This window comes from Paenarthrobacter sp. NPDC090522, assembly GCF_044769225.1.
Taxonomy (GTDB): Bacteria; Actinomycetota; Actinomycetes; order Actinomycetales; family Micrococcaceae; genus Arthrobacter.
In genome coordinates, this window is sequence record NZ_JBIVXL010000006.1 from 196,612 (window position 1) to 217,565 (window position 20,954).

Sequence of the window (20,954 nt, forward strand, 5' to 3'; positions counted from 1 at the left end):
CAACAAACAAGTTGCCTTGTTTTGGTGGGCGATACTGGGATCGAACCAGTGACCTCTTCCGTGTCAGGGAAGCGCGCTACCGCTGCGCCAATCGCCCGTTGCCGGGTCCTTTGATAAGGAGAGCGGACGACGAGATTCGAACTCGCGACATCCACCTTGGCAAGGTGGTGCTCTACCAGCTGAGCTACGTCCGCACATGTTGTTTGCCTGGTTGCTACCGGGCTTCCAACAACAAACAAGTTGCCTTGTTTTGGTGGGCGATACTGGGATCGAACCAGTGACCTCTTCCGTGTCAGGGAAGCGCGCTACCGCTGCGCCAATCGCCCATGCATCCAGAATGACCTGGAAGGCATGGTTTTCACCGAGGTGGGTACGGGATTCGAACCCGTGTGTACGGCTTTGCAGGCCGCTGCCTCGCCTCTCGGCCAACCCACCGTGTAAGCAGGATTCCGGGGAATTCATGCCTGACAGTGCCTTGCGAGCGGACGACGAGATTCGAACTCGCGACATCCACCTTGGCAAGGTGGTGCTCTACCAGCTGAGCTACGTCCGCATCGTGGTTCGCTCCGGACCGCCCTTCAGGCATTCCGTCGCTTTCCGACGAGTAAAAACTCTATAGGAGGTTCCAGCAAACTCCAAATCGAGCCCCGCGATTTCCCAACCATGGGGGCTGGATCCCTGAATTTGCGCGGAATTTGCAGACTTCCACGGCTGTAATTCCACGCCTGTAGTTCGTGCTGGCCGACCCGTTTTGCATTCCCGGCAGCGTGGGCTAGTGTTCTATATGCACCGGGCAGTTGATGCACGATCACCCCGGGCGATTGGCGCAGTGGTAGCGCGCTTCGTTCACACCGAAGAGGTCACTGGTTCGAACCCAGTATCGCCCACCAACAGAACCCCGCCGGACTGGATCCAGTCCGGCGGGGTTCTTTCGTTTCTCCGGGCAGGTTCCCCGGCCGGGGGCGCATTCTGTCGGTGCTCTGTGTCAGAGTCTTTGTATGACCGCTCCACTGCTTGCCCACGCTACTGACTACGGCCGAATGTATGCCCGTTCCACTACGGAACAGTTTTCGGTGCCTTCCATAACAACTGTCATTGCGCAGCAGGCGCACTCCCTTGACGGCTGGTTCAGTTTCATGGGAGCAAGCAGCCTGGCGGCCGATCCGGAATTGCCCGCGCTTATCGGGAGCCCCGCCCGGATCAGGCAGGCAGTGAACAAGGCGTCGAAGGCCGCCGAAACGTACCGGGACGAGGCTGCCGCACGCGGGGACCGCGTGCATACCTATTGTGAGCAGGTGGCACTGCGCGCCCTTGGACGCCCGCACCGCATGCAGGAGTGCAGGGACGAACTCGCGGCCAACGGTGAGCAGGCCTTTGCCGCAAGGTTCGACGAATGGTGGGAGCTGTACGGCGTTGAGCCCCTTGCCCCGGAAATCACCGTGTGGAACAAGAGTGTGGGCTACGCCGGAACATTGGACCTGGTGGCCCGGATCAACGGCCGTATTTGCCTGATTGACTACAAGACCAAGGGAACCTCCCGGGACGGCACCGTGAAAGCCCTCGATGACAAGGTTGTCATGCAGTTGGTGGCGGGCATGAAGGCCGAGGAAAGCCTGGTGGATCCCGTGGCGGGGGAGTGGGAACAATGGAGGTTTGGTGAGAACCCCATGCTCCTGGCTGTCGCAATCGGCGAAACGGAGGTACGTCCGCAGCGGGCCAACCCTGAGGTGCTGAAGCACCATTGGTGGAAGTTCTGCGCTTTGCGGCGGGTGTGGGAAATGTCCGCCGATGTCTCGGCCGCCGGGCAGGCCCTCCTGCCGATCGCCCCGCCACCCCTTGCCGCCTCGGGCGTCAGGATCGGTGCCGGCGCCGCAGGAAACTAACCCGGGCCAAGCCCCTGATCCTTCCTCTCAACTAAACTGGCTAAGGCTCCGCAGCATCCGGACCAGAGGCAGACGATCGTGAGGACTGACAGCAGATGGCAATTTTGAGTATCCGAATCATCGGGGATCCGGTGTTGCGCACCGTGGCGGATCCCGTCACCGACTTTGGACCGGAACTCGCCAAGCTGGTAGCCGACATGATGGACACCATGGAAGATGTTGACGGTGCAGGCCTGGCAGCCCCGCAAGTAGGCGTGAGCCAGCGGGTTTTCACCTACCGCATCGGCGGTGCAGAAGGACACATCATCAATCCTGTCCTGGACAACAGCGAAGACTTCCAACCGGATGAGGTTGAAGGGTGCCTGTCCATTCCAGGACTTGGCTTCCCGGTTCGCCGCCACCGGGCCACCACGGTCACTGGCGTGGATCTCAACGGCAATCCGGTGACGGTGGAGGCTGAGGGAATGCTGGCGCGGTGCTTCCAGCATGAGAACGACCATCTGGACGGAGTCCTGTACACCGACCGTTTGGATGGTGAGGACCGCAAGTCCGCACTGCGTGCCATCCGCAATGGCAACTACCACGCGGTTACTGAACAGACCACGTCCAAGCGGGCCACTTCAGTGGGTTCCAGTTTTGGTGGCGGCAGCTTCGGGATTCCGGAGTGAGGGTACTGTTCGCCGGAACGCCGGCGGTTGCTGTTCCTTCCCTTAACGCTTTGGTTAAGGCGGGATTCGATGTTGTAGCCGTACTGACCCGGCCGGACGCGCCGCTGGGACGCAAGCGGGTGCTTACCCCCTCGCCCGTGGCGGCCCGTGCTGAAGAACTGGGTATCGAGGTGATCCGTGCGGCAAAAGTGGACGCTGGGGTCACGGCGAGAATAGCCGGCATCGCACCGGATGTCGCCGCCATCGTGGCCTACGGCGGCATTGTTCCGCGCGCAGCCCTGGACGTTCCAACCCATGGCTGGGTGAACCTCCACTTCTCGCTGCTCCCGGCGTGGCGGGGCGCGGCGCCGGTACAGCGCTCCATCATCGCGGGCGATGATGTCACCGGTGCGGCCACCTTCCGCCTGGAGGAGGGGCTGGACACCGGACCGGTCTTCGGAACCCTGACTGAAACGGTTCGCGATGATGATACTGCCGGTGATCTCCTGAACCGGCTTTCTGACAGCGGTGCGGTGCTGTTATGCCAGACCCTGTCTGCTATCGACGCCGGCCAGGCAGCCCCGCAGGCGCAATCCGGCGACACCTCCTTGGCGCCAAAGCTCACCCTCGAGGACGGCAGGCTGGACTGGCAGCAGCCAGCCCTTGCATTGCAGCGGCGGTCCCGTGGGGTCACCCCCGAGCCAGGAGCGTGGACCATCCTGGACGGGCAGCGGATCAAGCTGGAACCGGTGTCCTTGCGTCCTGACGTCAAGGACCTGGATCCCGGCATGGTCCGGGCTGAAGGTAAGTCTGTCCTGGTAGGTACGGGCTCCCATGCCGTGGAGCTGGGCCGCATCCAGCCCGCAGGAAAGAAAATGATGCCGCCGGCCGACTGGGCCCGCGGCTTGGCAGCAGCCGGGAAAGTGGTTTTTGAATGAGTGAGTCAGGCCGCCGAGGCCCCAACAGCGGCGGAAGCCGGGATGGCCGCCGGAGCCAAGCCGCATCCGGGAAACAAGGTCCCCGCGGCGACAGCAAGCGCAACGCCCAAGGCAGGGAACGGAACAGGGGCCCGCAGAAGGGATTCTCCTCCAGTGCCCCGTCGCAGCGCACCAGGCGCGCGGATCCGGCCCGTTTGGTTGCCTTCGAGGTGCTTCGGGCGGTTGCTTCGGAGGACGCCTACGCCAACCTGGTTCTCCCGGCGCGCATCCGCGAGCACCGGCTGGACCGCCGGGATGCCGGCTTCGCTACCGAACTAAGTTACGGGGCCTTGCGTGGCCAAGGCACCTACGACGCCATCCTGGCCCGTTGCGTCGACCGTCCTTTGGAGCAACTCGACCCCGCCATCCTTGATGCCCTCAGGATCGGCGCCCACCAGTTGCTGTCCATGCGCGTTCCGGCCCATGCGGCCTTGGACCAGACAGTGGGCCTGGCCCGTGCAGTGATCGGTGCCGGACCGTCGTCGCTCATTAACGCCGTCCTTCGAAAGGTGGCGGCCCGCTCGCTCCAGGAGTGGATGGACATGCTCCTGGACCAGGAGAGCGACGCAACCAAAGTCGCGGCCTTGCGCCACGCCCACCCGGAGTGGATCGTCCGGGCCTTGCGCCAGTCCCTGGTTAACCACGGCCGGCCCGTATCCGAGATTGAAGCCTTGCTGGAGGCGGACAACGCCGCGCCGGTGGTAAACCTTGTGGCGTTGCCGGGGATTGGCAGCCTGGAAGAAGCCCTCGAGCTGGGCGCCACCCCGGGTGAACTTGTTGAAGGCTCGGCCCTTTCGTCCGGTGGAGACCTCGGCAGGCTGGAATCCGTCCGTGCAGGGACCACCCGGGTCCAGGACGTTGGTTCCCAGTTGGTTGCCCGGGCAGTAGCGGAGGCCCGTGTGGACACCGGATCGGCCGGGGGCGAGCGTTGGCTGGACCTCTGTGCAGGACCAGGCGGCAAGGCAGCGTTGTTGGCGGCGTTGGCCCACCAGGGTGGAGCAACCCTGCTGGCGAACGAACCCGCTCCCCACCGCGCAAAGCTGGTCCAACAGGCTTTGTCCGCGGTTCCCCAGGACTCGTGGACAGTCCGGACCGGAGACGGCAGGGAAGTGGGCTCCGAACAGCCGGAGTCCTTTGACCGGGTGCTGGTGGACGTTCCTTGCAGCGGCCTGGGCGCCCTTCGCCGGCGCCCCGAGTCCCGTTGGCGCCGTGCCCCCAAGGATGTGGCCGATTTGGGTCCGCTCCAGCGGGAACTCCTGAACTCGGCCATCGACGCCGTGAAGCCCGGCGGAGTGGTGGGGTACGTCACGTGCTCGCCGCACCCCGCGGAAACAACCGCCGTCGTCGGGGATGTCCTGGCGAAGCGCGCGGACCTTGAGTTGCTCGACGCCGGCAGGGCACTTGACGATGTGAGCCTCGGCGGTCATTTGGGCGCGGGCCACGAATTGACGGCGCAGCTTTGGCCGCACGTCCACCAGACCGACGCCATGTTCCTGGCGTTGATCCGCAAGAAGCCGTAGCAGGCTCCTGCGGGCTGCGGACTTCACCGGCTCCGCTGCCCGCACGCGTCAGTCCATTACTACATCGAAGGGGAAATTCCTTGTCCCAGTGCTGTATCAACCCGAGCATCCTCTCCGCGGACTTCGTCAACCTTGAGACCGAACTCCAGCGCATCGGCACCGCGGACGCAGTGCACGTGGATGTCATGGACAACCACTTTGTTCCCAACCTGACACTGGGCCTGCCCGTGGTGCAGCGCATCCAAGCTGTCAGCCCCGTGCCGCTGGACGCTCACCTGATGATTTCCGACGCCGACCGCTGGGCACCTGCCTACGCGGACGCCGGTGTTGCCTCAGTGACCTTCCACGCCGAGGCAGCGATGGCCCCGGTGAAGCTCGCGCGCGAACTGCGTGCCCGCGGGGCAAAGGCAGGCATGGCGCTGCGGCCCGCCACGCCGGTGGAGCCGTACTTGGACATGCTCAGTGAACTGGACATGCTCCTGATCATGACCGTGGAACCGGGGTTTGGCGGCCAGGCCTTCCTGGACGTCACCCTGCCGAAGATCCGCCGTGCCCGCGCTGCCGTTGACGGCTCGGGCCTGGGCGTCGCCATCCAGGTTGATGGCGGCATCACGGAGGAGACCATTGTGCGCGCTGCCGAAGCAGGAGCGAATGTCTTCGTAGCAGGTTCGGCCGTCTACGGCCACGAAGATCCGGCTGCTGCCATTGACCGGCTCCGGACAGCTGGCTCAAAGGCCGGCCAAGCCACTCGGTGACGTCCGCTTCCGGATGTTACGAAGATGGCCGGGAATAGTCCGGCCATCTTCAAGGTTGTGGCAGAATATCAACACACATATACGTGCTCCGGGGTCGGTGTAAGTCCGAACCGGCGGTCATAGTCCGCGACCCGCGCGCCAAGGGAATCCAGCAATGGATGCCGGAGGCAGACGGTTGAACCGGTGGAATTCCGGTACCGACAGTTAAAGTCTGGATGGGAGAAGCACGTACAGTCACGCCGTGTGCGTCCAACAGGACGTTCCGGTCGTGCTCTGTCGTACACCCCCGGAGCCATCGCGGCTGACTGGGAAGGAACGGCATGGATTTTCTGCGATGGCTCTTCGAAGCACAGATACCTGTTGGAGGATCTGCGCTTGTACTACGCGAAGTGCTTGGCAATATTTTTGGGCTCGCAAGCGCCCTCGGCGGAATGCGCCGTAAAGTCTGGGCCTGGCCTGTGGGCATTCTCGGCAACATCCTGCTGCTGACCGTGTTCCTCGGCAACGTCTTCGGCGCAGCGGCGCCGGCTACCCTGTGGGGACAGGCCGCCCGCCAATTGATGTTCATCGCCGTGGCCGTTTATGGCTGGTACCGGTGGCAGCAAGGCCGCAGCTCCGGCAGTGCCGGACGCGCCATTGTTCCTGGTTGGGCCACCCCTAAAGTCCGCTTCGCCTTGATCGGTGCGATGGTTGCCGGGACGGCAGCGCTGACCCCCTTGTTCGATGCCCTGGGTTCGTACCCGCCTGTTTGGGCCGATGCCTGGACCTTCATGGGATCCCTCCTGGCAACCTATGGCATGGCCCGCGGCTGGACCGAGTTCTGGCTGATCTGGGTTGCGGTGGACATTGTAGGTGTGCCCCTGCTGTTCAGCGCGGGTTACTACGCAAGCGCCGTGATGTACCTGTTCTATGGCTTCTTCACCCTGGCCGGATTCTTCGTCTGGTGGCGGGCTGACAAGCGCGAACGTCCAGCAGCGCCGAGGATCCAGTCGACGGCGGGAGCGGTGTCATGACCGGTTCCCTGGATTTCAGCGCCGCCGAGCACGCCGCCATGGACGCTGCCCTGGCCGCGGCCTTGGCGGGTCCCCGGGGAGCCAATCCCTTGGTGGGTGCCGTGATCCTCAGCCCGGCGGGAGAGCAGTTGGCTGTTGGCTACCACCGTGGTGCCGGCACCGCGCATGCCGAGGCGGATGCCATCCATGAAGCCCGCAAGCAGGGAGTGGACCTGGCCGGAACCACCATGGTGGTCACCCTGGAACCGTGCAACCACGTAGGACGTACCGGACCGTGCGCCCAGGCGATCATCGCGGCCGGCATTGCCCGGGTTATCTATGCCGTTGACGATCCCCATGATCCCGCCGCCGGCGGCGCCCGGACGCTTCGCTCCGCCGGAGTGGAGGTTGGCTCCGGGCTGGCAGAGGCCGAGGCGCTCCATCTCAACAGGGAATGGTTCGACGCCGTTGCCGCCAAGCGTCCTTTCGTCACCCTGCACATCGCACAGACCTTGGACAGCCGCATTGCGGCGGTGGACGGAACCAGCCAGTGGATTTCGAGCCCGGAATCCCTGGCCGACAACCACGGCCTGCGGGGACTGATTGATGCGATCCTGGTGGGCACCGGCACGGTCCTGATCGACAACCCCCGCCTCACCGCCCGCGATCCCGACGGTGGCCTCTCCGGCCGCCAACCCCTTCGGGTGGTCATGGGACAACGGGATGTTCCGGAAGACGCGGCGGTCCGGGGGACGGATGGACGGTTCCTCCACCTGCCGACCCGCGACCCCGCCGAAGCCCTCTCCTTGCTGTTCGAACAAGGCGTGCGACACGTCATGGTGGAAGGCGGATCGAGCATCCTGAGCACCTTCCTGGCGGCGGGACTGGTGGACGAACTGATCGTCTACCTGGCCCCCACCCTGTTGGGCTCCGGTACGCCGGCCCTTCACGACCTGGGCATCTCCACGCTGGCCGACGCCCAGCACTGGGCATGGGACGAGGCCGGACGCGGCTCCGTCCGTACCTTGGGCAACGACCTGCGGCTGCACTTGCGGCCAACCCGGCCTCAAGCCAGCACAACCCCGAATTCCCGTCCCGGCAGTGAAGCCGCGGAATATGTCTCAGGAGGACACTGATGTTTACCGGAATCGTCGCCGAGCAGGGCACTGTCCTGGCCATTGAACACGAAGGCGAAACCAGCGCCACCCTGCGCCTGAAAGCGCCAAGCACGGCCGACGGCCTGCCGTTGGGCGGCTCCATCGCCGTCAACGGCGTGTGCCTCACGGCGACGCAGATTGAGGGCCAGGAGTTCAGCGTGGACGTCATGGGGGAGACCCTGGTCCGAACCACGATCGGACAGTTGGCGCCGGGCGACTCCGTCAACCTTGAACGCTGCGTCCCGGCAGGAGGCCGCCTCGACGGACACGTTGTCCAAGGGCACGTGGACGGCGTCGGGGAACTTCGGGAACGTGAAGCGCAGGGCAATTGGGACCGCCTGCGCTTTGGCGTCCCGGCCCCCCTGGCCCGGTACATCGCCGAAAAGGGTTCGATCGCCGTCGACGGTGTTTCGCTGACCGTCACCGCTGTCAGCCCTGCCGCGGCAGCGGAACCGTGGTTCGAAGTAGGGCTGATCCCCACCACGCTTGAGGAAACCGGCCTCGGCGCGAAGGCCCTCGGGGCGAACGTGAACCTGGAAGTGGACGTACTGGCCAAGTACACCGAGCGCCTGCTCTCCTTTGCCCCGCAGGGAAACCCCGCGCACCGTGCCGGAGATGACACCATCACAGCAGCAACACAGGAGGCAGCGCGATGAGCACGCCAGCCAAGACCACCCCGGACACCATCCACCGCCAGGGCCTGGATCCCGTCGAGGCAGCCATCGTGGCCATGGCCGCGGGCAAGGCCGTGATCGTGGTGGATAACGAAGACCGCGAGAACGAAGGCGACATCATCTTCGCGGCCCAGCACGCCACTCCTGCCCTGATGGGATGGACTATCCGCTATTCGTCCGGCGTGATCTGCGTGCCGCTTGAAGGCGCTCGGGCCGATGCTCTGGCGCTACCGCAGATGGTGGCCGTCAACGAGGACGCGAAGGGTACGGCATACACGGTTTCGTGCGATGCCGCCCAAGGCGTGAGCACCGGCATTTCGGCCACGGACCGCGCATTGACGGCCAGGATCCTCGCGGATCCGGGCAGTACGCCGGCCGCCATAACCCGTCCCGGGCATATTTTCCCCCTCCGCGCGGTTAAGGGAGGAGTGCGTGAACGCCCCGGTCACACGGAAGCGGCAGTGGACTTGTGCCGACTCGCCGGCCTGGCTCCCGTGGGTGTGATCGCTGAGTTGGTACACGACGATGGCGAAATGATGCGCTTGGACAGCCTGCGCGACTTCGCCGCCGAGCACGGATGTCCCCTCATTTCGATCGAGGACCTGGTGGCATACGTGGAGGCGGTAGAGTCCGAAGGGGCACAGAATCCCAACGCACACATTTCGGTGGCAGACGAGGAGAAGCGATGACGGCATCCACGACGCGACGCAGCAGCGATTCGGAGCGCACACCCCATCCGGTTTCCGGTGGGCCGATTGTGCAATTGCCCACCGCTTTCGGTGATTTCGTAGCCCAGGCATGGACGGACCACGAGACCGGTGTTGAACACCTCGCCGTCAGCTCGCCCAACCCTCCCAAGGACGGACGCGCACCTTTGGTCCGGCTGCATTCGGAATGCCTGACCGGTGACGTGTTCGGGTCCTACCGCTGCGATTGCGGGGAGCAATTGGCGTTTGCCCTGGAGCTGATCCATGCCGAAGGCGGCACGCTCCTGTACCTGCGCGGCCAGGAAGGCCGTGGCATTGGCCTGGCCAACAAGATCAAGGCCTACGCCCTGCAGGAAGCCGGATTCGACACTGTGGAGGCCAATGAACAGCTGGGCCTGCCCGTTGACGCCCGTTCGTACAACGCTGCTGCCCAGATCCTGGCAGAAATGGGCCTCCATGAGGTCCGGCTCCTCAGCAACAACCCGGACAAGCAGAACCGGCTGGCCCAGGCCGGCGTCACTGTGGTGGAAATGGTCCCCACCGAGGTGCCGTCCCGCGAGCAGAACCTGCGCTACCTGCAGACCAAGAAGGACCGGATGGACCACCTGCTGACGCTTGAAACCGAGCCTGCAGGAAACGGCAACAAACCCCACACTTTCGACAACAAACAAGACTGAACGGATTTCCAGGAAACAATGAGCGGACACGGCGCGCCCACCATCGACCTCACTACCCTCAACCCCGAGGAAACCTCGGAACTGAAGCTGGCCATCGTTGCGGCCAGCTGGCACACCCAGATCATGGATGGCCTCCTGGATGGCGCCCTCCGCGCCGCCAAGGAAGCCGGCATCGCCGAACCCGCGGTGCTGCGGGTTCCCGGGAGTTTCGAACTCCCCGTGGCAGCAGCCCGGCTGGCCCCGCATTTTGACGCCGTAGTAGCTCTCGGTGTGGTCATCCGCGGTGGCACACCGCACTTCGACTACGTCTGCCAGGCGGCCACCTCCGGGCTGACCGACGTGAGCGTACGCACCGGCGTGCCGGTAGGTTTCGGGGTCCTCACGTGCGACACCGAACAGCAGGGCCTGGACCGCGCCGGGCTTCCCGGTTCAACCGAGGACAAGGGCCACGAAGCAGTCTCTGCGGCCCTGGCCACGGCGGTCACCCTCAAGCAGTTCAGCTAGCCTGGTTGCTTGCAGGGAGGGGATGTGGGTGTGTGTTCACTCACATCCCCTTCGTCATGCAACGCCCCAACAAGCGGGGCCAGCCACGAAGCAAGTAGTCTGTAGGGCGTGAAGAATTTCGAGACGCTGTTCGCAGAACTGAGTGAGAAAGCAGCGACCCGCCCGGCAGGTTCGCGCACGGTCGCTGAACTGGACTCCGGAATCCACGGCATCGGCAAGAAAGTCGTCGAAGAAGCCGCCGAAGTCTGGATGGCCGCGGAGTACGAATCCGACGAAGCCGCTGCCGAGGAAATCTCCCAGCTGCTGTACCACCTGCAGGTCCTCATGCTCGCCAAGGGCCTCAGCCTGGAGGACGTTTACAAGCATCTCTAGCCACGCCACTCCGCCTGCTTCGCCCGTCCCTTCAATGGGTGGGGCAGCCCAGCCGGAGCCTTCCGCGTGGCCGTGTGCCTGAAACCTCCCTTCCAAACAGAAAGTCTTTCCCATGCTCCGTGTAGCAGTCCCGAACAAGGGATCCCTGTCAGAAGCCGCCTCCGCCATGTTGTCCGAGGCCGGCTACCGCCAGCGCCGCGACAGCCGTGAACTGGTGATGGTTGATCCCGACAACGACATCGAGTTCTTCTTCCTGCGCCCCCGCGACATCGCCGTGTATGTGGGACAGGGAACCCTTGATGTAGGCATTACCGGCCGCGACCTCCTGCTTGATGCCAAGGTGGAAGCCGAAGAGTTGCTTCCCCTGGGCTTTGCCCCCTCCACGTTCCGGTTCGCCGGTCCCGTTGGTGACTTCTCCGGCGTCGAGCAACTCGAGGGCAAGCGTTTGGCCACCAGCTATGACGGCCTGCTGCGGGACTACCTCGCCGAACGTGGCGTCAACGCCAAGGTGGTCCGCCTTGACGGCGCCGTCGAATCGTCGGTGCGCCTCGGCGTGGCCGATGCGATCGCCGACGTCGTGGAAACGGGCAACACCCTCAAGGCTGCGGGCATGGAAATCTTCGGCGATCCGATCCTGCGTTCCGAGGCTGTCCTGATCCGCCGCACAGGACCCGGTGGCGCCGCAAACGGCACCGCCAAGGAAATCGACGTTCTGATCCGTCGCCTGCAGGGTGTCCTCGTGGCCCGCCAGTATGTCCTGATGGACTATGACATCCGCAAGGACCTGGTGGAAGACGCTGCTGCGCTGACCCCCGGGCTGGAGTCGCCCACCGTTTCGCCGTTGCGTGACTCCGAATGGGTGGCTGTCCGGTCCATGGTTCCCAAGAAGGAAACCAACCGGATCATGGATGAGCTTTACGACCTCGGCGCCCGCGCCATCCTGGTCAGCAGCATCCACGCCTGCCGTATCTGACCCGGCCCCGATCTCCAGAGGAGCAACACATGGCTGTAGCCGTACGCGTTATTCCCTGCCTCGACGTTGACGCCGGCCGCGTGGTCAAGGGCGTCAACTTCGAAGGCCTGCGCGACGCCGGGGACCCGGTTGAGCTGGCCCACCGCTATGACAACGGGGGAGCCGACGAGCTGACGTTCCTCGACGTCACGGCTTCCTCCGGCAACCGGGAAACGACTTTCGATGTTGTGCGCAGGACTGCCGAGGAAGTATTCATTCCGCTCACCGTCGGTGGCGGCGTACGTGGCGTGGCCGAAGTGGACAAGCTGCTCCGCTTCGGCGCGGACAAAGCGTCCATCAACACCGCTGCCGTGGCACGTCCCGAGGTCATCGGTGAGATCACCCGCCACTTCGGTTCGCAGGTGCTGGTGTTGTCTGTGGACGCGCGCCGTACCCGCGAAGGCGACGTCCCGACATCGTCCGGTTTTGAGGTAACCACCCACGGTGGCCGCACGGGAACCGGAATCGACGCCATCGCCTGGGCCAAGGAAGCCGCGGACCGTGGAGTCGGCGAGATCCTGTTGAACTCGATCGATGCGGACGGTACCAAAGATGGCTTCGACCTGGAGCTCATCCGCCTGGTCCGTGCCGCGGTCAATATTCCGATCATCGCTTCCGGCGGCGCCGGCGAGCCAGCGCACTTCCCGCCCGCCGTGGAAGCCGGAGCCGACGCCGTGCTGGCCGCCTCCGTATTCCACTTCGGTCCGGATGACATGATTGCGCAGGTAAAGACCGCCATCCGCGCGGCGGGCTTCGAAGTGCGCTAAGCATCAGACAGCAACGCGGGGTCACTTCCGGCCCATCATCCCTGGTGGGATGGGCCGGAAGTGACCCCGCGTTGGTGCTTAAAGTCCGATGTCGGCCGACTGCAAGAGGGCGACGGCGTCCGGCTGGCCTTCGAAGGTGACCAAGGCCTGGTTGGTCCGGCCATGGGCGTGCATCAGCAACTCCCCAGGATCGCCGACGATCGCCACCGAAACGGGTGCCCGTTTGGCAACGTGCCGGGGTCCCGTGGGGCGGACAAGGACTATGCCCAGGTCCACGCCGCGGTACAAGTAGGCAGCCCGCTTGATCAGTTCATCCCACAGGGCATCCGAGTAGGCCTCGTCCAGGGCGCGGGGTGCCCAGCGGTCCCCGGCGCGGCGGATGTCCTCCGTGTGCACGAAATATTCGATGAGGTTGGACGTTTCGTCGAGGGCCTTGATCTTCAGGGGGGAGAGTGCCGGAGGGCCTGCCCTGAACGTCTTGACCAACTCGGCGTAGTCGTCCGTGCTCTTCAACCTGGCCGCCAGCTTGGAGGTGGCCTTGTCCGAGGCCTTGCCGAGGCTGGGGATCAGCAGGCCCAGCCCTACTGCCGCCTTGCGTTCACGCAGGTAGAGGTGCGCGGCAAGATCCCGGGTGAGCCACCCTTCGCAGAGCGTGGGGGAGTCAGGCCCGGCCGCCATCAGTGTTTCGGCCAGTACTTCACGGGAAGGATCGACGAAATGCATCACTTGTGAAACTAGCACGATCAGGGCTCTGTTGCTTAGTGGAACCGCCGCATAAACCGGGGTCTCCCGAAGGCACTAGACTTGATCTGATGTCAGAGCAGTCCGCACCCAGTCCAACTCCTGCCGTGGAGTTCCCCAGCGACCCCGCAGTGACCCTTCCAGAGGCGATCTCGAGCGCCCTTAAACGCGATTCCGCCGGTCTTGTAGCCGCCATCATCCAGCAGCACGACACCAACGAGGTCCTCATGCTGGGCTGGATGGATGACGAAGCACTCCGCCGCACCATGACCACGGGACGGGTGACGTTCTACTCCCGTTCGCGCCAGGAGTACTGGCGCAAGGGCGACACTTCCGGACACGTTCAGTTCGTGAAGTCAGTCGCCCTTGACTGTGACGGCGATGCCCTGCTGGTCCGCGTGGACCAGGTTGGCGCGGCCTGCCACACCGGAACCCGGACCTGCTTCGACGGGCGCGACTTTACGGTCGTCACGGGTCACCGCGACTAGGCACCCACCCTTTTTACTGACGCACCACCTCATACCGAAGGCGGAAAGAATAGCCATGCAGGACCTTGGAATCATCAGCCCGGGCCTGGAAGAGTTCCGCGAACTCGCCGTCCACAGCCGTGTCATCCCCGTCCGACTCAAAGTCCTGGCCGATGCCGAGACTCCGATCGGGCTGTACCGCAAGCTGGCCAAGGGCCAGCCGGGTACCTTCCTCCTGGAATCCGCGGCTGTGGGAGGTGCCTGGTCCCGTTACTCGTTCATCGGCGCGAAGTCCCGTGCCACCCTGACCACCAAGGACGGACAGGCACACTGGATCGGTGAACCGCCCGTCGGCGTCCCCGTGGGCGGTAACCCTGTTGAAGCGGTGCGGGACACCATTGCTGCCCTGCAGACAGACCGTTTTGAAGGCCTTCCGCCCTTCACGTCCGGCTTGGTTGGATTCCTGGGCTGGGAGGCAGTGCGCCACTGGGAACGCCTGACGACGCCGCCGGAAGACGACCTGCACCTGCCGGAAATGGCCCTGAACCTGGTCACGGACATGGCCGTCCATGACAATGTAGACGGTACGGTGCTGCTCATTGCCAACGCCATTAACTTCGACAACAGCACCGAGCGCGTGGATGAGGCCTGGCATGACGCCGTGGCGCGCGTGAAGTCCATGTTGGAGCAAGTCAGCACGCCAGTGGCCCAGCCGGTCTCCGTCCTTGAAACAGCTGCGTTGGACTTCGCGTCCAGCGTGCAGGAACGCTGGGACGAGAACCAGTATTTGGAGGCGATCGACCGCGGCAAGGAAGCGATCGTGGACGGGGAAGTGTTCCAGGTGGTGATCTCGCGGCGCTTCGAAATGGAATGTGCCGCCGATCCGCTGGACGTCTACCGGGTTCTGCGGAACACCAACCCGAGCCCTTACATGTACGTCTTCAGCCTGGCGGATGCCGATGGCAGGGAATACTCGATCGTAGGGTCCTCCCCGGAAGCCCTGGTCACCGTCACCGGCGGCGAAGTCATCACCCACCCCATCGCCGGGTCGCGTCCCCGTGGCAAGACGGTGGAAGCGGACAAGGCCTTGGCCACCGAGCTCCTCGCGGACCAGAAGGAACGCGCCGAACACCTCATGCTCGTGGATCTTTCCCGCAACGACCTCTCCAAGGTCTGCGTCGCTGGAACGGTGGACGTCACCCAGTTCATGGAAGTTGAGCGCTTCAGCCACATCATGCACCTGGTCTCCACGGTGGTTGGTGAATTGGCGCCTGACGCAAAGGCATACGACGTCCTCAAGGCGACCTTCCCCGCGGGCACCCTCTCCGGCGCTCCGAAGCCGCGGGCCCTGCGCCTGCTGGATGAACTCGAACCGCACCGCCGCGGCATCTACGGTGGCGTGGTTGGCTACCTGGACTTCGCCGGCGACATGGACATGGCAATCGCCATCCGTTCGGCACTTCTGCGTGAGGGTCGCGCCTATGTGCAGGCAGGCGGAGGGATCGTAGCCGATTCCCACAAGCCATCCGAGGCGCTGGAAACTGTCAACAAGGCCGCGGCCCCGCTGCGGGCGGTGCACACGGCCGGTTCGTTGCAGAACATTGCGGCCGAAACCGTCCCCGACGCTGGAACAACGAACGCCGGAACCTTCGACGGCGGGACGCCCGCCTCATGACGGCCAAGGCACCCGTCAAAGCGGCTTCCACCCAACCACGGTGGGCCAGTAAATCCACGCTGGTACTGACGACGACCCTTCTGGCCTTCGCAGTGTTTGGTACCACCACGCAGACCTGGATCACTGTCCATCTGGATCCTGCCACGGCCTCCACTGCCGATCTGCAGGTTCAGGGAAACAAAGCTGCCACGGCCGTGACTGCGCTTGCCCTGGTCTCCCTGGCAGGTGGGCTGGCGGCGTCCATTGCGGGCCGCATTGCCCGGTGGATCATTGCTGCCATCATCGCGTTGTCGGCCGTGGGCATCATCTTGGCCGCCGTGACGGTACTGGGCGACCCACTCGGTGCCGCGCAGGGATCCATCGCAGGCGCAACAGGCGTGTCGGGCGGCCAGGCAGAGGTGGCCACGACGTTGTTCCCGGTAGTGGCAATCGTGGCCGGGGCCTTCCTGGGGGTGTGCGCCGTGATGCTGCCGCTTGCCGGACGTTACTGGAAGAGCCGCACCAAGTACGACAAGGCGGGCAGCGGCGTAGCCGGTGGCAGTGGGCCGGTTGACGAGATCGACAGTTGGGACAGCCTCTCCCGCGGGGAAGACCCCACGTAAGCCATCCGCCATCCTTGCGGGCCGGCGTCGTGCAATAAAAGAGCACACGCTCGCCCTGACGTCGGACGATGTCCCGGCCGCCGTCAATAAATGGCAGAATGTAAGCAGTATTCATCCCGAGGAGATTTCACATGAGCAAAACCACCGTGTCCGCAAACCAAGCAGAGTCCAAGATGGCCAGCCACGCTGACGCCATTGGTCACGGCAACAGCCCGGCTGCCTGGACCTGCGTCATTGTGATGCTCGTTGGCGCCCTGATTTCTTCCATTGCCTTCGTCATCGCCAGCACCCCGATCTTCATTGGCGGAATCGTGGTCATGGTCATCGGCCTCATTGTTGGTTGGGCCATGCGCAAGGCGGGCTACGGAGTAGGCGGCAGCAAGCTGCAGAACAACGGCCACTGATCGTGACCGTTCTTGATGACATCATTGTTGGCGTCAAAGAGGACATGGAGGCCCGTCGCCGGCTGGTGTCCCCGGTAGAGCTCAAGGACCGCATCGCAGCAGCGAAACCGGCCCGTGATGCATGGGCCGCCCTGGGTGGTCCGTCTGCCAGCCGCGATGAACTCAAGGTCATCGCCGAGATCAAACGCCGCAGTCCCTCCAAGGGGGACCTGGCGCCGATCTCCGATCCCGCATCCCTTGCGGTCCAGTATGCGGATGGCGGAGCCTCCGTGATCAGCGTGCTGACCGAGCAGCGCCGCTTCGGCGGTTCCCTGGCCGACCTCGATGCTGTTCGGGCCGCCGTCGATGTCCCTCTGCTGCGCAAGGACTTCACGGTGGACGAGTACCAGATCCACGAAGCACGTGCCCACGGCGCGGACCTTATCCTCCTGATCGTTGCTGCGCTGTCCGATGCCCAACTGGCGGACTACAGCGCCCTGAGCCACGAACTCGGCATGAACGTGCTCGTGGAGACGCATACGGAACAGGAAATCGAACGCGCCATCGCGGCTGAGGCCCGGATCATTGGGGTCAACGTCCGCAACCTCAAGACGCTCGACGTCGACCGTTCGGTTTTCGGGACGCTGGCGGGACTCATCCCGGCTGAGGCGGTTGTGGTCGCCGAATCCGGCGTGCGCACCGCCGAGGACGTCAGCGATTACGCCGCCAGCGGCGCGAACGCCATCCTGGTGGGCGAGGCTTTGGTCAGCGACCAGACGCCCCGCGAACGCATTTCTGAATTCAAGGCAGCTGGAGCTGCCGCCATCGCCGTCAGGAACTGAGGCAGTACCTGAAGCAAGGCGACAGCCATGAGGCAGCCCGGGCAATCGCCCGAGGCTGCCTCGTGGTACGTGAACTACCCAACTAACTGGAACAGGACGGTGAGACTGATGGTGGACGCGCCAACAGCCGGCTCGGAGCAGAATGCGGCCGACGCATTCCTGGCAGGTGGCACCTCGTTGCGCAATGCCGCTGGGCCCTACTTCGGCAAGTACGGTGGCCGTTGGATGCCCGAGTCCCTCATCGCCGCCCTCGACGAGGTCCAGGACACGTTCGAGAAGGCAAAGGCCGATCCCGGGTTCCTCGCCCAGCTGAAGGACCTCAACAAGAACTACTCCGGCCGTCCTTCGTTGCTCACCGAGGCCAGGAACTTCTCGAAGCACGCCGGTGGGGCAAGGATTTTCCTTAAGCGGGAAGACCTCAACCACACCGGATCCCACAAAATCAACAACGTCCTTGGCCAGGCGCTCCTGGCCAAGCGCATGGGCAAGACCCGCGTCATTGCCGAGACCGGTGCTGGACAACACGGCGTAGCCAGTGCCACTGCGGCGGCCCTCCTTGGCCTCGAATGCGTTGTCTACATGGGAGCGGAGGACTGCCGCCGCCAGGCGCTCAACGTTGCCCGGATGCAGCTTCTTGGTGCAACGGTGGTGCCGGTAACCAACGGTTCCCAGACGCTGAAGGACGCCATCAACGACGCCCTCCGCGACTGGGTCTCCAACGTGGAGAACACCCACTACCTCCTCGGCACAGCCGCTGGAGCCCACCCGTTCCCGGCCATGGTCCGGTTCTTCCACGAGGTCATCGGCGAAGAGGCCCGCGCCCAGATCCTGGAGCAGACCGGGAAGCTCCCGGACGCCATCTGCGCGTGCATCGGCGGCGGATCCAACGCAATCGGCCTGTTCCACAGCTTCCTGGATGACGCATCCGTGAAGATCTACGGCTTCGAAGCCGGCGGCGAGGGCGTGGAAACCGGCCGGCACGCCGCAGCCATTTCCTTGGGCCGCCCGGGTGTGCTCCACGGTGCCCGCTCCTACCTCATGCAGGACGAGGATGGACAGACGATTGAGTCGCACTCCATCTCGGCGGGCCTGGACTACCCCAGCGTTGGCCCGGAACACTCCTACCTTGCCGACATCGGACGGGTCACCTACGAGCCCATTACCGACACCGAAGCAATGGACGCCTTCAGCCTCTTGTGCCGTACGGAAGGCATCATCCCTGCCATCGAGTCCTCCCACGCCCTGGCCGGAGCCATCAAGGTGGGGCAGCGCCTCACCGAAGGCAAAGAGAATCCCGCCGAGGTTTCCGTGATCGTGAACCTGTCCGGCCGTGGCGACAAGGATGTGGAAACCGCGGCAGCCTGGTTCAACATGCTCGACGACGAGGGGCACGTGCGGGGGACCACCCTGTCCACACGCAAGCCCAAAGGCCCGTCGGAGCGATCTTCCGAGGCAACTGCTGACGTGAACGGGGACCAGGACTAATGACTGAACAATTTGCCAGCAAGTCTGCTGCCGCCATCGACCGCGCCAAGACCGAAGGACGGGCCGCCCTGATCGGCTACCTGCCCGCCGGATACCCTACCGTGCAGGAAAGCATCGATGCCGGCATTGCCCTGGCGCGCAACGGCGCCGACCTCATCGAGATCGGCATTCCGTACTCTGATCCCGTGATGGATGGCCCCGTTATCCAGGCAGCCACCACGGAAGCCATTGCCAACGGTTTCCGTGTTTCCAACGTCTTCGACGTCGTAGCCGGGATCACCGCGGTCACGGATGCGGCAGTGCTGGTCATGACGTACTGGAATCCGGTGATGCGGATGGGCGTGGGCGAGTTCTCGCGGCGCCTGGCTGAAGCCGGGGGAGCGGGCCTCATCACTCCGGACCTGATCCCGGACGAGGCCGCCGAATGGTTCGAAGCGTCGGACAAGTACGGTCTGGACCGTGTCTTCCTGGTGGCGCCCTCCTCGACACCTGAACGCCTGGACATGACCGTGAAGGCCAGCCGTGGATTTGTCTACGGCGTGTCCATCATGGGTGTCACCGGTGCACGCCAGTCGGTCAGCAGCAGCGCCGAGGACGTTGTGGCCCGTGCACACGCAGCAGGGGCCGAGCGGGTATGCGTCGGCCTGGGTGTTTCCAACCCGGACCACGTCCGCGAAATCGCCGCCTACGCCGATGGCGTGATCGTTGGAACCGCCCTCGTGGCGGCGCTCCGCGATGGCGGCGTCGATGCCGTCGGGCAACTCACCAAGAACCTCAGCGCCGGCCTGGGCCGCGCAGCTGCAGACGCCTAGGAAAAGGAACAGCAAAGCCCCATGCAGACCGTCCTCCACGCAGCGGCAATGGTCCCCTTGAGTATCCCGAGCCCCTCGTGGTCCGGTTTCGACATTCCGCTGCCGTGGGGGACGTTGCGCATCCATGCGTATGCGCTCTGCATCCTTACGGGCATCATCGTTGGCCTGTGGCTGACGTCCGTCCGCTGGAAGCGCCGAGGCGCTCCCGAGGGCAGTCTGTGGGACATTGCCATCTGGGCCATTCCGTTTGGCATCATCGGCGGGCGCCTGTACCACGTGTTTTCGTCACCGGACGCGTACTTCGGTCCTGGCTTCGATGGCACCGGTGACCTTTCCCTGATCCCGCAGATCCAGCGCGGCGGCCTCGGTATTTGGGGTGCTGTGGTCCTGGGGGCAGTTGGCGCATGGATTGGTTGCCGCCGTGCCGGGCTGAAACTGACGGCTTTCCTCGACGTGGCGGCTCCGGGCCTTCTGCTCGCCCAGGCGATCGGACGGTGGGGCAACTGGTTCAACCAGGAGCTGTTCGGGGCGCCCACCACGCTTCCCTGGGGGCTGCAGATAGATCCTGCCAATGCGAACTTCCCGGCCGGAATGCCTGCCGACACGCTGTTCCACCCGACATTCCTCTATGAGTCCTTATGGAACCTGGCGGGTGTGGCCCTGCTCCTGGTCTTGGACCGCAGGTTCCACTTCCGCCGCGGCCGCCTCTTCTGGCTTTACGCCATGTACTACACCGTTGGCCGCGTGTGGATCGAAGCGCTAAGGATAGACGACGCCGAGCAAATCACCCTCTTCGGGATCACCACCCGGCTTAATGTTTGGACGAGCATCCTGGTGTTCGTGGTGGCCCTGGCGATCTTCCTGGTCCTGGGACGCGGTGGCCGACCGGTGCCTGATACCCCGTATTTGGCGGGGCGGGAGCCCGAGGCGGCATCCCCTAAAGATGACGCTTCGGTGACGAGCGTCACGAGTCATGATGTGGAACGATCTGTCTCAGATAGTGGTTCCCGTGATAATCTCCCTGATAACCAAAGCGATCCGGGCCACGTTGACGAGCCGCAGGAAGCAGCAGGGGATTCCGGCAAGGCGGCTCAGGCCACGCCGGTATCTGGAACTGCCGCGACTGCCGCGAGGAAGGCCCCCGGATCTACGCCGAAGGCTGACGACACCAAGTAGTCGCTTTCGGTAAAGGGGCAACAGAGTCACCGCTCGTAGGGCCCAGTCCACAGCGTCGTGGCACCCCGGAATCCGGATCGCAACATACCGATGTTCACCGGTCTCGCCGGGGCCAGTGGTCTGCGTA

At 64.3% G+C, this 20,954-nt stretch carries 23 protein-coding genes, 6 tRNA genes and 1 riboswitch; of the genes, 23 read left to right on the plus strand and 6 right to left on the minus strand.

Translation table 11 applies throughout. The annotated features are described in order from the left end of the window. Positions 1–22: 22 nt before the first annotated feature. The 5 genes from ACIQT2_RS09825 to ACIQT2_RS09845 all read right to left on the minus strand — a co-directional run bounded on the left by ACIQT2_RS09825 (position 23) and on the right by ACIQT2_RS09845 (position 553). A tRNA-Val gene (locus ACIQT2_RS09825) sits at positions 23–97 on the minus strand. 24 nt (positions 98–121) lie between these two features. Continuing rightward, positions 122–194 (minus strand) — tRNA-Gly (locus ACIQT2_RS09830). 57 nt (positions 195–251) lie between these two features. Further along, positions 252–326 (minus strand) — tRNA-Val (locus ACIQT2_RS09835). 38 nt (positions 327–364) lie between these two features. Further along, positions 365–435 (minus strand) — tRNA-Cys (locus tag ACIQT2_RS09840). A gap of 45 nt (positions 436–480) precedes the next feature. Beyond that, a tRNA-Gly gene (locus ACIQT2_RS09845) sits at positions 481–553 on the minus strand. Between the two features lie 262 nt (positions 554–815). Here ACIQT2_RS09845 and ACIQT2_RS09850 point away from each other — a divergent pair. The 15 genes from ACIQT2_RS09850 (at position 816) to hisF (ending at position 12,644) form a co-directional block, all read left to right on the plus strand. Continuing rightward, positions 816–890: transfer RNA gene (locus ACIQT2_RS09850), tRNA-Val, on the plus strand. A gap of 108 nt (positions 891–998) precedes the next feature. Next, positions 999–1,883: a cytochrome gene (locus ACIQT2_RS09855; protein WP_402945908.1), complete on the plus strand. Its 885-nt coding sequence runs from the start codon at positions 999–1,001 to the stop codon at positions 1,881–1,883. 95 nt (positions 1,884–1,978) lie between these two features. After that, a complete protein-coding gene (gene def, locus ACIQT2_RS09860; RefSeq protein ID WP_402945909.1) occupies positions 1,979–2,551 on the plus strand; it encodes a peptide deformylase in 573 nt (190 codons plus the stop codon). Continuing rightward, positions 2,548–3,468, plus strand: a complete 921-nt coding sequence (fmt, locus tag ACIQT2_RS09865; RefSeq protein WP_402945911.1) for a methionyl-tRNA formyltransferase — start codon at positions 2,548–2,550, stop codon at positions 3,466–3,468. Before def ends, fmt begins: the two co-directional genes overlap by 4 nt. Next, positions 3,465–5,027 carry an RsmB/NOP family class I SAM-dependent RNA methyltransferase gene (locus tag ACIQT2_RS09870; protein WP_402945913.1) on the plus strand — a complete coding sequence of 521 codons (1,563 nt, stop codon included), beginning with the start codon at positions 3,465–3,467 and terminating at the stop codon, positions 5,025–5,027. The genes fmt and ACIQT2_RS09870 overlap by 4 nt, the downstream gene beginning before the upstream one ends. Positions 5,028–5,107: 80 nt before the next feature. After that, positions 5,108–5,782 (plus strand): ribulose-phosphate 3-epimerase, encoded by a 675-nt coding sequence (gene rpe, locus ACIQT2_RS09875; protein ID WP_400334487.1) that lies wholly within the window; start codon positions 5,108–5,110, stop codon positions 5,780–5,782. 79 nt (positions 5,783–5,861) lie between these two features. Further along, a riboswitch (FMN riboswitch) is annotated at positions 5,862–6,014 on the plus strand. Between the two features lie 88 nt (positions 6,015–6,102). Beyond that, positions 6,103–6,795: a nicotinamide riboside transporter PnuC gene (gene pnuC / locus ACIQT2_RS09880; protein WP_402945915.1), complete on the plus strand. Its 693-nt coding sequence runs from the start codon at positions 6,103–6,105 to the stop codon at positions 6,793–6,795. Then, positions 6,792–7,910 (plus strand): bifunctional diaminohydroxyphosphoribosylaminopyrimidine deaminase/5-amino-6-(5-phosphoribosylamino)uracil reductase RibD, encoded by a 1,119-nt coding sequence (gene ribD, locus ACIQT2_RS09885; protein WP_400334483.1) that lies wholly within the window; start codon positions 6,792–6,794, stop codon positions 7,908–7,910. The genes pnuC and ribD overlap by 4 nt, the downstream gene beginning before the upstream one ends. Further along, complete coding sequence (locus ACIQT2_RS09890; RefSeq protein ID WP_400334481.1) at positions 7,910–8,587, plus strand: riboflavin synthase; 678 nt, start codon at positions 7,910–7,912, stop codon at positions 8,585–8,587. The genes ribD and ACIQT2_RS09890 overlap by 1 nt, the downstream gene beginning before the upstream one ends. Continuing rightward, positions 8,584–9,294, plus strand: a complete 711-nt coding sequence (ribB, locus tag ACIQT2_RS09895; RefSeq protein ID WP_400273050.1) for a 3,4-dihydroxy-2-butanone-4-phosphate synthase — start codon at positions 8,584–8,586, stop codon at positions 9,292–9,294. The genes ACIQT2_RS09890 and ribB overlap by 4 nt, the downstream gene beginning before the upstream one ends. After that, the gene (gene ribA, locus ACIQT2_RS09900) at positions 9,291–9,989 is read left to right on the plus strand and encodes a GTP cyclohydrolase II (protein ID WP_400334479.1); all 699 of its coding nucleotides are present in this window, start codon (positions 9,291–9,293) and stop codon (positions 9,987–9,989) included. Before ribB ends, ribA begins: the two co-directional genes overlap by 4 nt. A gap of 18 nt (positions 9,990–10,007) precedes the next feature. Then, positions 10,008–10,493: a 6,7-dimethyl-8-ribityllumazine synthase gene (gene ribH, locus ACIQT2_RS09905; protein WP_400334477.1), complete on the plus strand. Its 486-nt coding sequence runs from the start codon at positions 10,008–10,010 to the stop codon at positions 10,491–10,493. A gap of 108 nt (positions 10,494–10,601) precedes the next feature. Next, positions 10,602–10,865, plus strand: coding sequence for a phosphoribosyl-ATP diphosphatase (locus tag ACIQT2_RS09910; protein ID WP_018778638.1), 264 nt, complete (start codon positions 10,602–10,604; stop codon positions 10,863–10,865). A 112-nt stretch (positions 10,866–10,977) separates the two neighbouring features. Further along, positions 10,978–11,838: an ATP phosphoribosyltransferase gene (gene hisG / locus ACIQT2_RS09915; protein ID WP_400334475.1), complete on the plus strand. Its 861-nt coding sequence runs from the start codon at positions 10,978–10,980 to the stop codon at positions 11,836–11,838. Positions 11,839–11,867: 29 nt separating this feature from the next. Continuing rightward, entirely contained in the window at positions 11,868–12,644 is a 777-nt protein-coding gene (gene hisF, locus ACIQT2_RS09920) for an imidazole glycerol phosphate synthase subunit HisF (RefSeq protein WP_400334474.1), read from the plus strand. 78 nt (positions 12,645–12,722) lie between these two features. Here hisF and ACIQT2_RS09925 read toward each other — a convergent pair whose 3' ends face one another. Next, positions 12,723–13,367: a TIGR03085 family metal-binding protein gene (locus ACIQT2_RS09925; RefSeq protein ID WP_400334744.1), complete on the minus strand. Its 645-nt coding sequence runs from the start codon at positions 13,365–13,367 to the stop codon at positions 12,723–12,725. Positions 13,368–13,456: 89 nt separating this feature from the next. Here ACIQT2_RS09925 and hisI point away from each other — a divergent pair, with 89 nt between their 5' ends. The 8 genes from hisI (at position 13,457) to lgt (ending at position 20,827) form a co-directional block, all read left to right on the plus strand. Beyond that, positions 13,457–13,873 carry a phosphoribosyl-AMP cyclohydrolase gene (hisI, locus tag ACIQT2_RS09930; RefSeq protein ID WP_400334472.1) on the plus strand — a complete coding sequence of 139 codons (417 nt, stop codon included), beginning with the start codon at positions 13,457–13,459 and terminating at the stop codon, positions 13,871–13,873. 55 nt (positions 13,874–13,928) lie between these two features. Then, a complete protein-coding gene (locus ACIQT2_RS09935; RefSeq protein WP_402945919.1) occupies positions 13,929–15,527 on the plus strand; it encodes an anthranilate synthase component I in 1,599 nt (532 codons plus the stop codon). Continuing rightward, positions 15,524–16,129, plus strand: a complete 606-nt coding sequence (locus ACIQT2_RS09940) for a Trp biosynthesis-associated membrane protein (protein ID WP_402945921.1) — start codon at positions 15,524–15,526, stop codon at positions 16,127–16,129. Before ACIQT2_RS09935 ends, ACIQT2_RS09940 begins: the two co-directional genes overlap by 4 nt. Positions 16,130–16,260: 131 nt before the next feature. Then, a complete protein-coding gene (locus tag ACIQT2_RS09945; RefSeq protein WP_387436269.1) occupies positions 16,261–16,533 on the plus strand; it encodes an HGxxPAAW family protein in 273 nt (90 codons plus the stop codon). Positions 16,534–16,535: 2 nt separating this feature from the next. Next, the gene (trpC, locus tag ACIQT2_RS09950; RefSeq protein WP_402945924.1) at positions 16,536–17,354 is read left to right on the plus strand and encodes an indole-3-glycerol phosphate synthase TrpC; all 819 of its coding nucleotides are present in this window, start codon (positions 16,536–16,538) and stop codon (positions 17,352–17,354) included. A 108-nt stretch (positions 17,355–17,462) separates the two neighbouring features. Then, positions 17,463–18,839, plus strand: a complete 1,377-nt coding sequence (trpB, locus tag ACIQT2_RS09955; RefSeq protein WP_400334742.1) for a tryptophan synthase subunit beta — start codon at positions 17,463–17,465, stop codon at positions 18,837–18,839. Then, on the plus strand, positions 18,839–19,651 hold the full coding sequence (gene trpA / locus ACIQT2_RS09960; RefSeq protein ID WP_400334465.1) for a tryptophan synthase subunit alpha: 813 nt from the start codon (positions 18,839–18,841) through the stop codon (positions 19,649–19,651). Before trpB ends, trpA begins: the two co-directional genes overlap by 1 nt. 21 nt (positions 19,652–19,672) lie before the next feature. Further along, complete coding sequence (gene lgt / locus ACIQT2_RS09965) at positions 19,673–20,827, plus strand: prolipoprotein diacylglyceryl transferase (RefSeq protein ID WP_402945926.1); 1,155 nt, start codon at positions 19,673–19,675, stop codon at positions 20,825–20,827. Positions 20,828–20,954 lie beyond the last annotated feature (127 nt).

Bases quoted from the DNA above. Each gene is read 5' to 3' on its own strand.
- ACIQT2_RS09855 (WP_402945908.1), top strand. From the start codon at position 999: ATGACCGCTCCACTGCTTGCCCACGCTACTGACTACGGCCGAATGTAT.
- def (WP_402945909.1), top strand. From the start codon at position 1,979: ATGGCAATTTTGAGTATCCGAATCATCGGGGATCCGGTGTTGCGCACC.
- ACIQT2_RS09870 (WP_402945913.1), top strand. From the start codon at position 3,465: ATGAGTGAGTCAGGCCGCCGAGGCCCCAACAGCGGCGGAAGCCGGGAT.
- pnuC (WP_402945915.1), top strand. From the start codon at position 6,103: ATGGATTTTCTGCGATGGCTCTTCGAAGCACAGATACCTGTTGGAGGA.
- ribD (WP_400334483.1), top strand. From the start codon at position 6,792: ATGACCGGTTCCCTGGATTTCAGCGCCGCCGAGCACGCCGCCATGGAC.
- ACIQT2_RS09890 (WP_400334481.1), top strand. From the start codon at position 7,910: ATGTTTACCGGAATCGTCGCCGAGCAGGGCACTGTCCTGGCCATTGAA.
- ribB (WP_400273050.1), top strand. From the start codon at position 8,584: ATGAGCACGCCAGCCAAGACCACCCCGGACACCATCCACCGCCAGGGC.
- ribA (WP_400334479.1), top strand. From the start codon at position 9,291: ATGACGGCATCCACGACGCGACGCAGCAGCGATTCGGAGCGCACACCC.
- ribH (WP_400334477.1), top strand. From the start codon at position 10,008: ATGAGCGGACACGGCGCGCCCACCATCGACCTCACTACCCTCAACCCC.
- hisG (WP_400334475.1), top strand. From the start codon at position 10,978: ATGCTCCGTGTAGCAGTCCCGAACAAGGGATCCCTGTCAGAAGCCGCC.
- hisF (WP_400334474.1), top strand. From the start codon at position 11,868: ATGGCTGTAGCCGTACGCGTTATTCCCTGCCTCGACGTTGACGCCGGC.
- ACIQT2_RS09925 (WP_400334744.1), bottom strand. From the start codon at position 13,367: ATGCATTTCGTCGATCCTTCCCGTGAAGTACTGGCCGAAACACTGATG.
- hisI (WP_400334472.1), top strand. From the start codon at position 13,457: ATGTCAGAGCAGTCCGCACCCAGTCCAACTCCTGCCGTGGAGTTCCCC.
- ACIQT2_RS09935 (WP_402945919.1), top strand. From the start codon at position 13,929: ATGCAGGACCTTGGAATCATCAGCCCGGGCCTGGAAGAGTTCCGCGAA.
- ACIQT2_RS09940 (WP_402945921.1), top strand. From the start codon at position 15,524: ATGACGGCCAAGGCACCCGTCAAAGCGGCTTCCACCCAACCACGGTGG.
- ACIQT2_RS09945 (WP_387436269.1), top strand. From the start codon at position 16,261: ATGAGCAAAACCACCGTGTCCGCAAACCAAGCAGAGTCCAAGATGGCC.
- trpB (WP_400334742.1), top strand. From the start codon at position 17,463: ATGGTGGACGCGCCAACAGCCGGCTCGGAGCAGAATGCGGCCGACGCA.
- trpA (WP_400334465.1), top strand. From the start codon at position 18,839: ATGACTGAACAATTTGCCAGCAAGTCTGCTGCCGCCATCGACCGCGCC.
- lgt (WP_402945926.1), top strand. From the start codon at position 19,673: ATGCAGACCGTCCTCCACGCAGCGGCAATGGTCCCCTTGAGTATCCCG.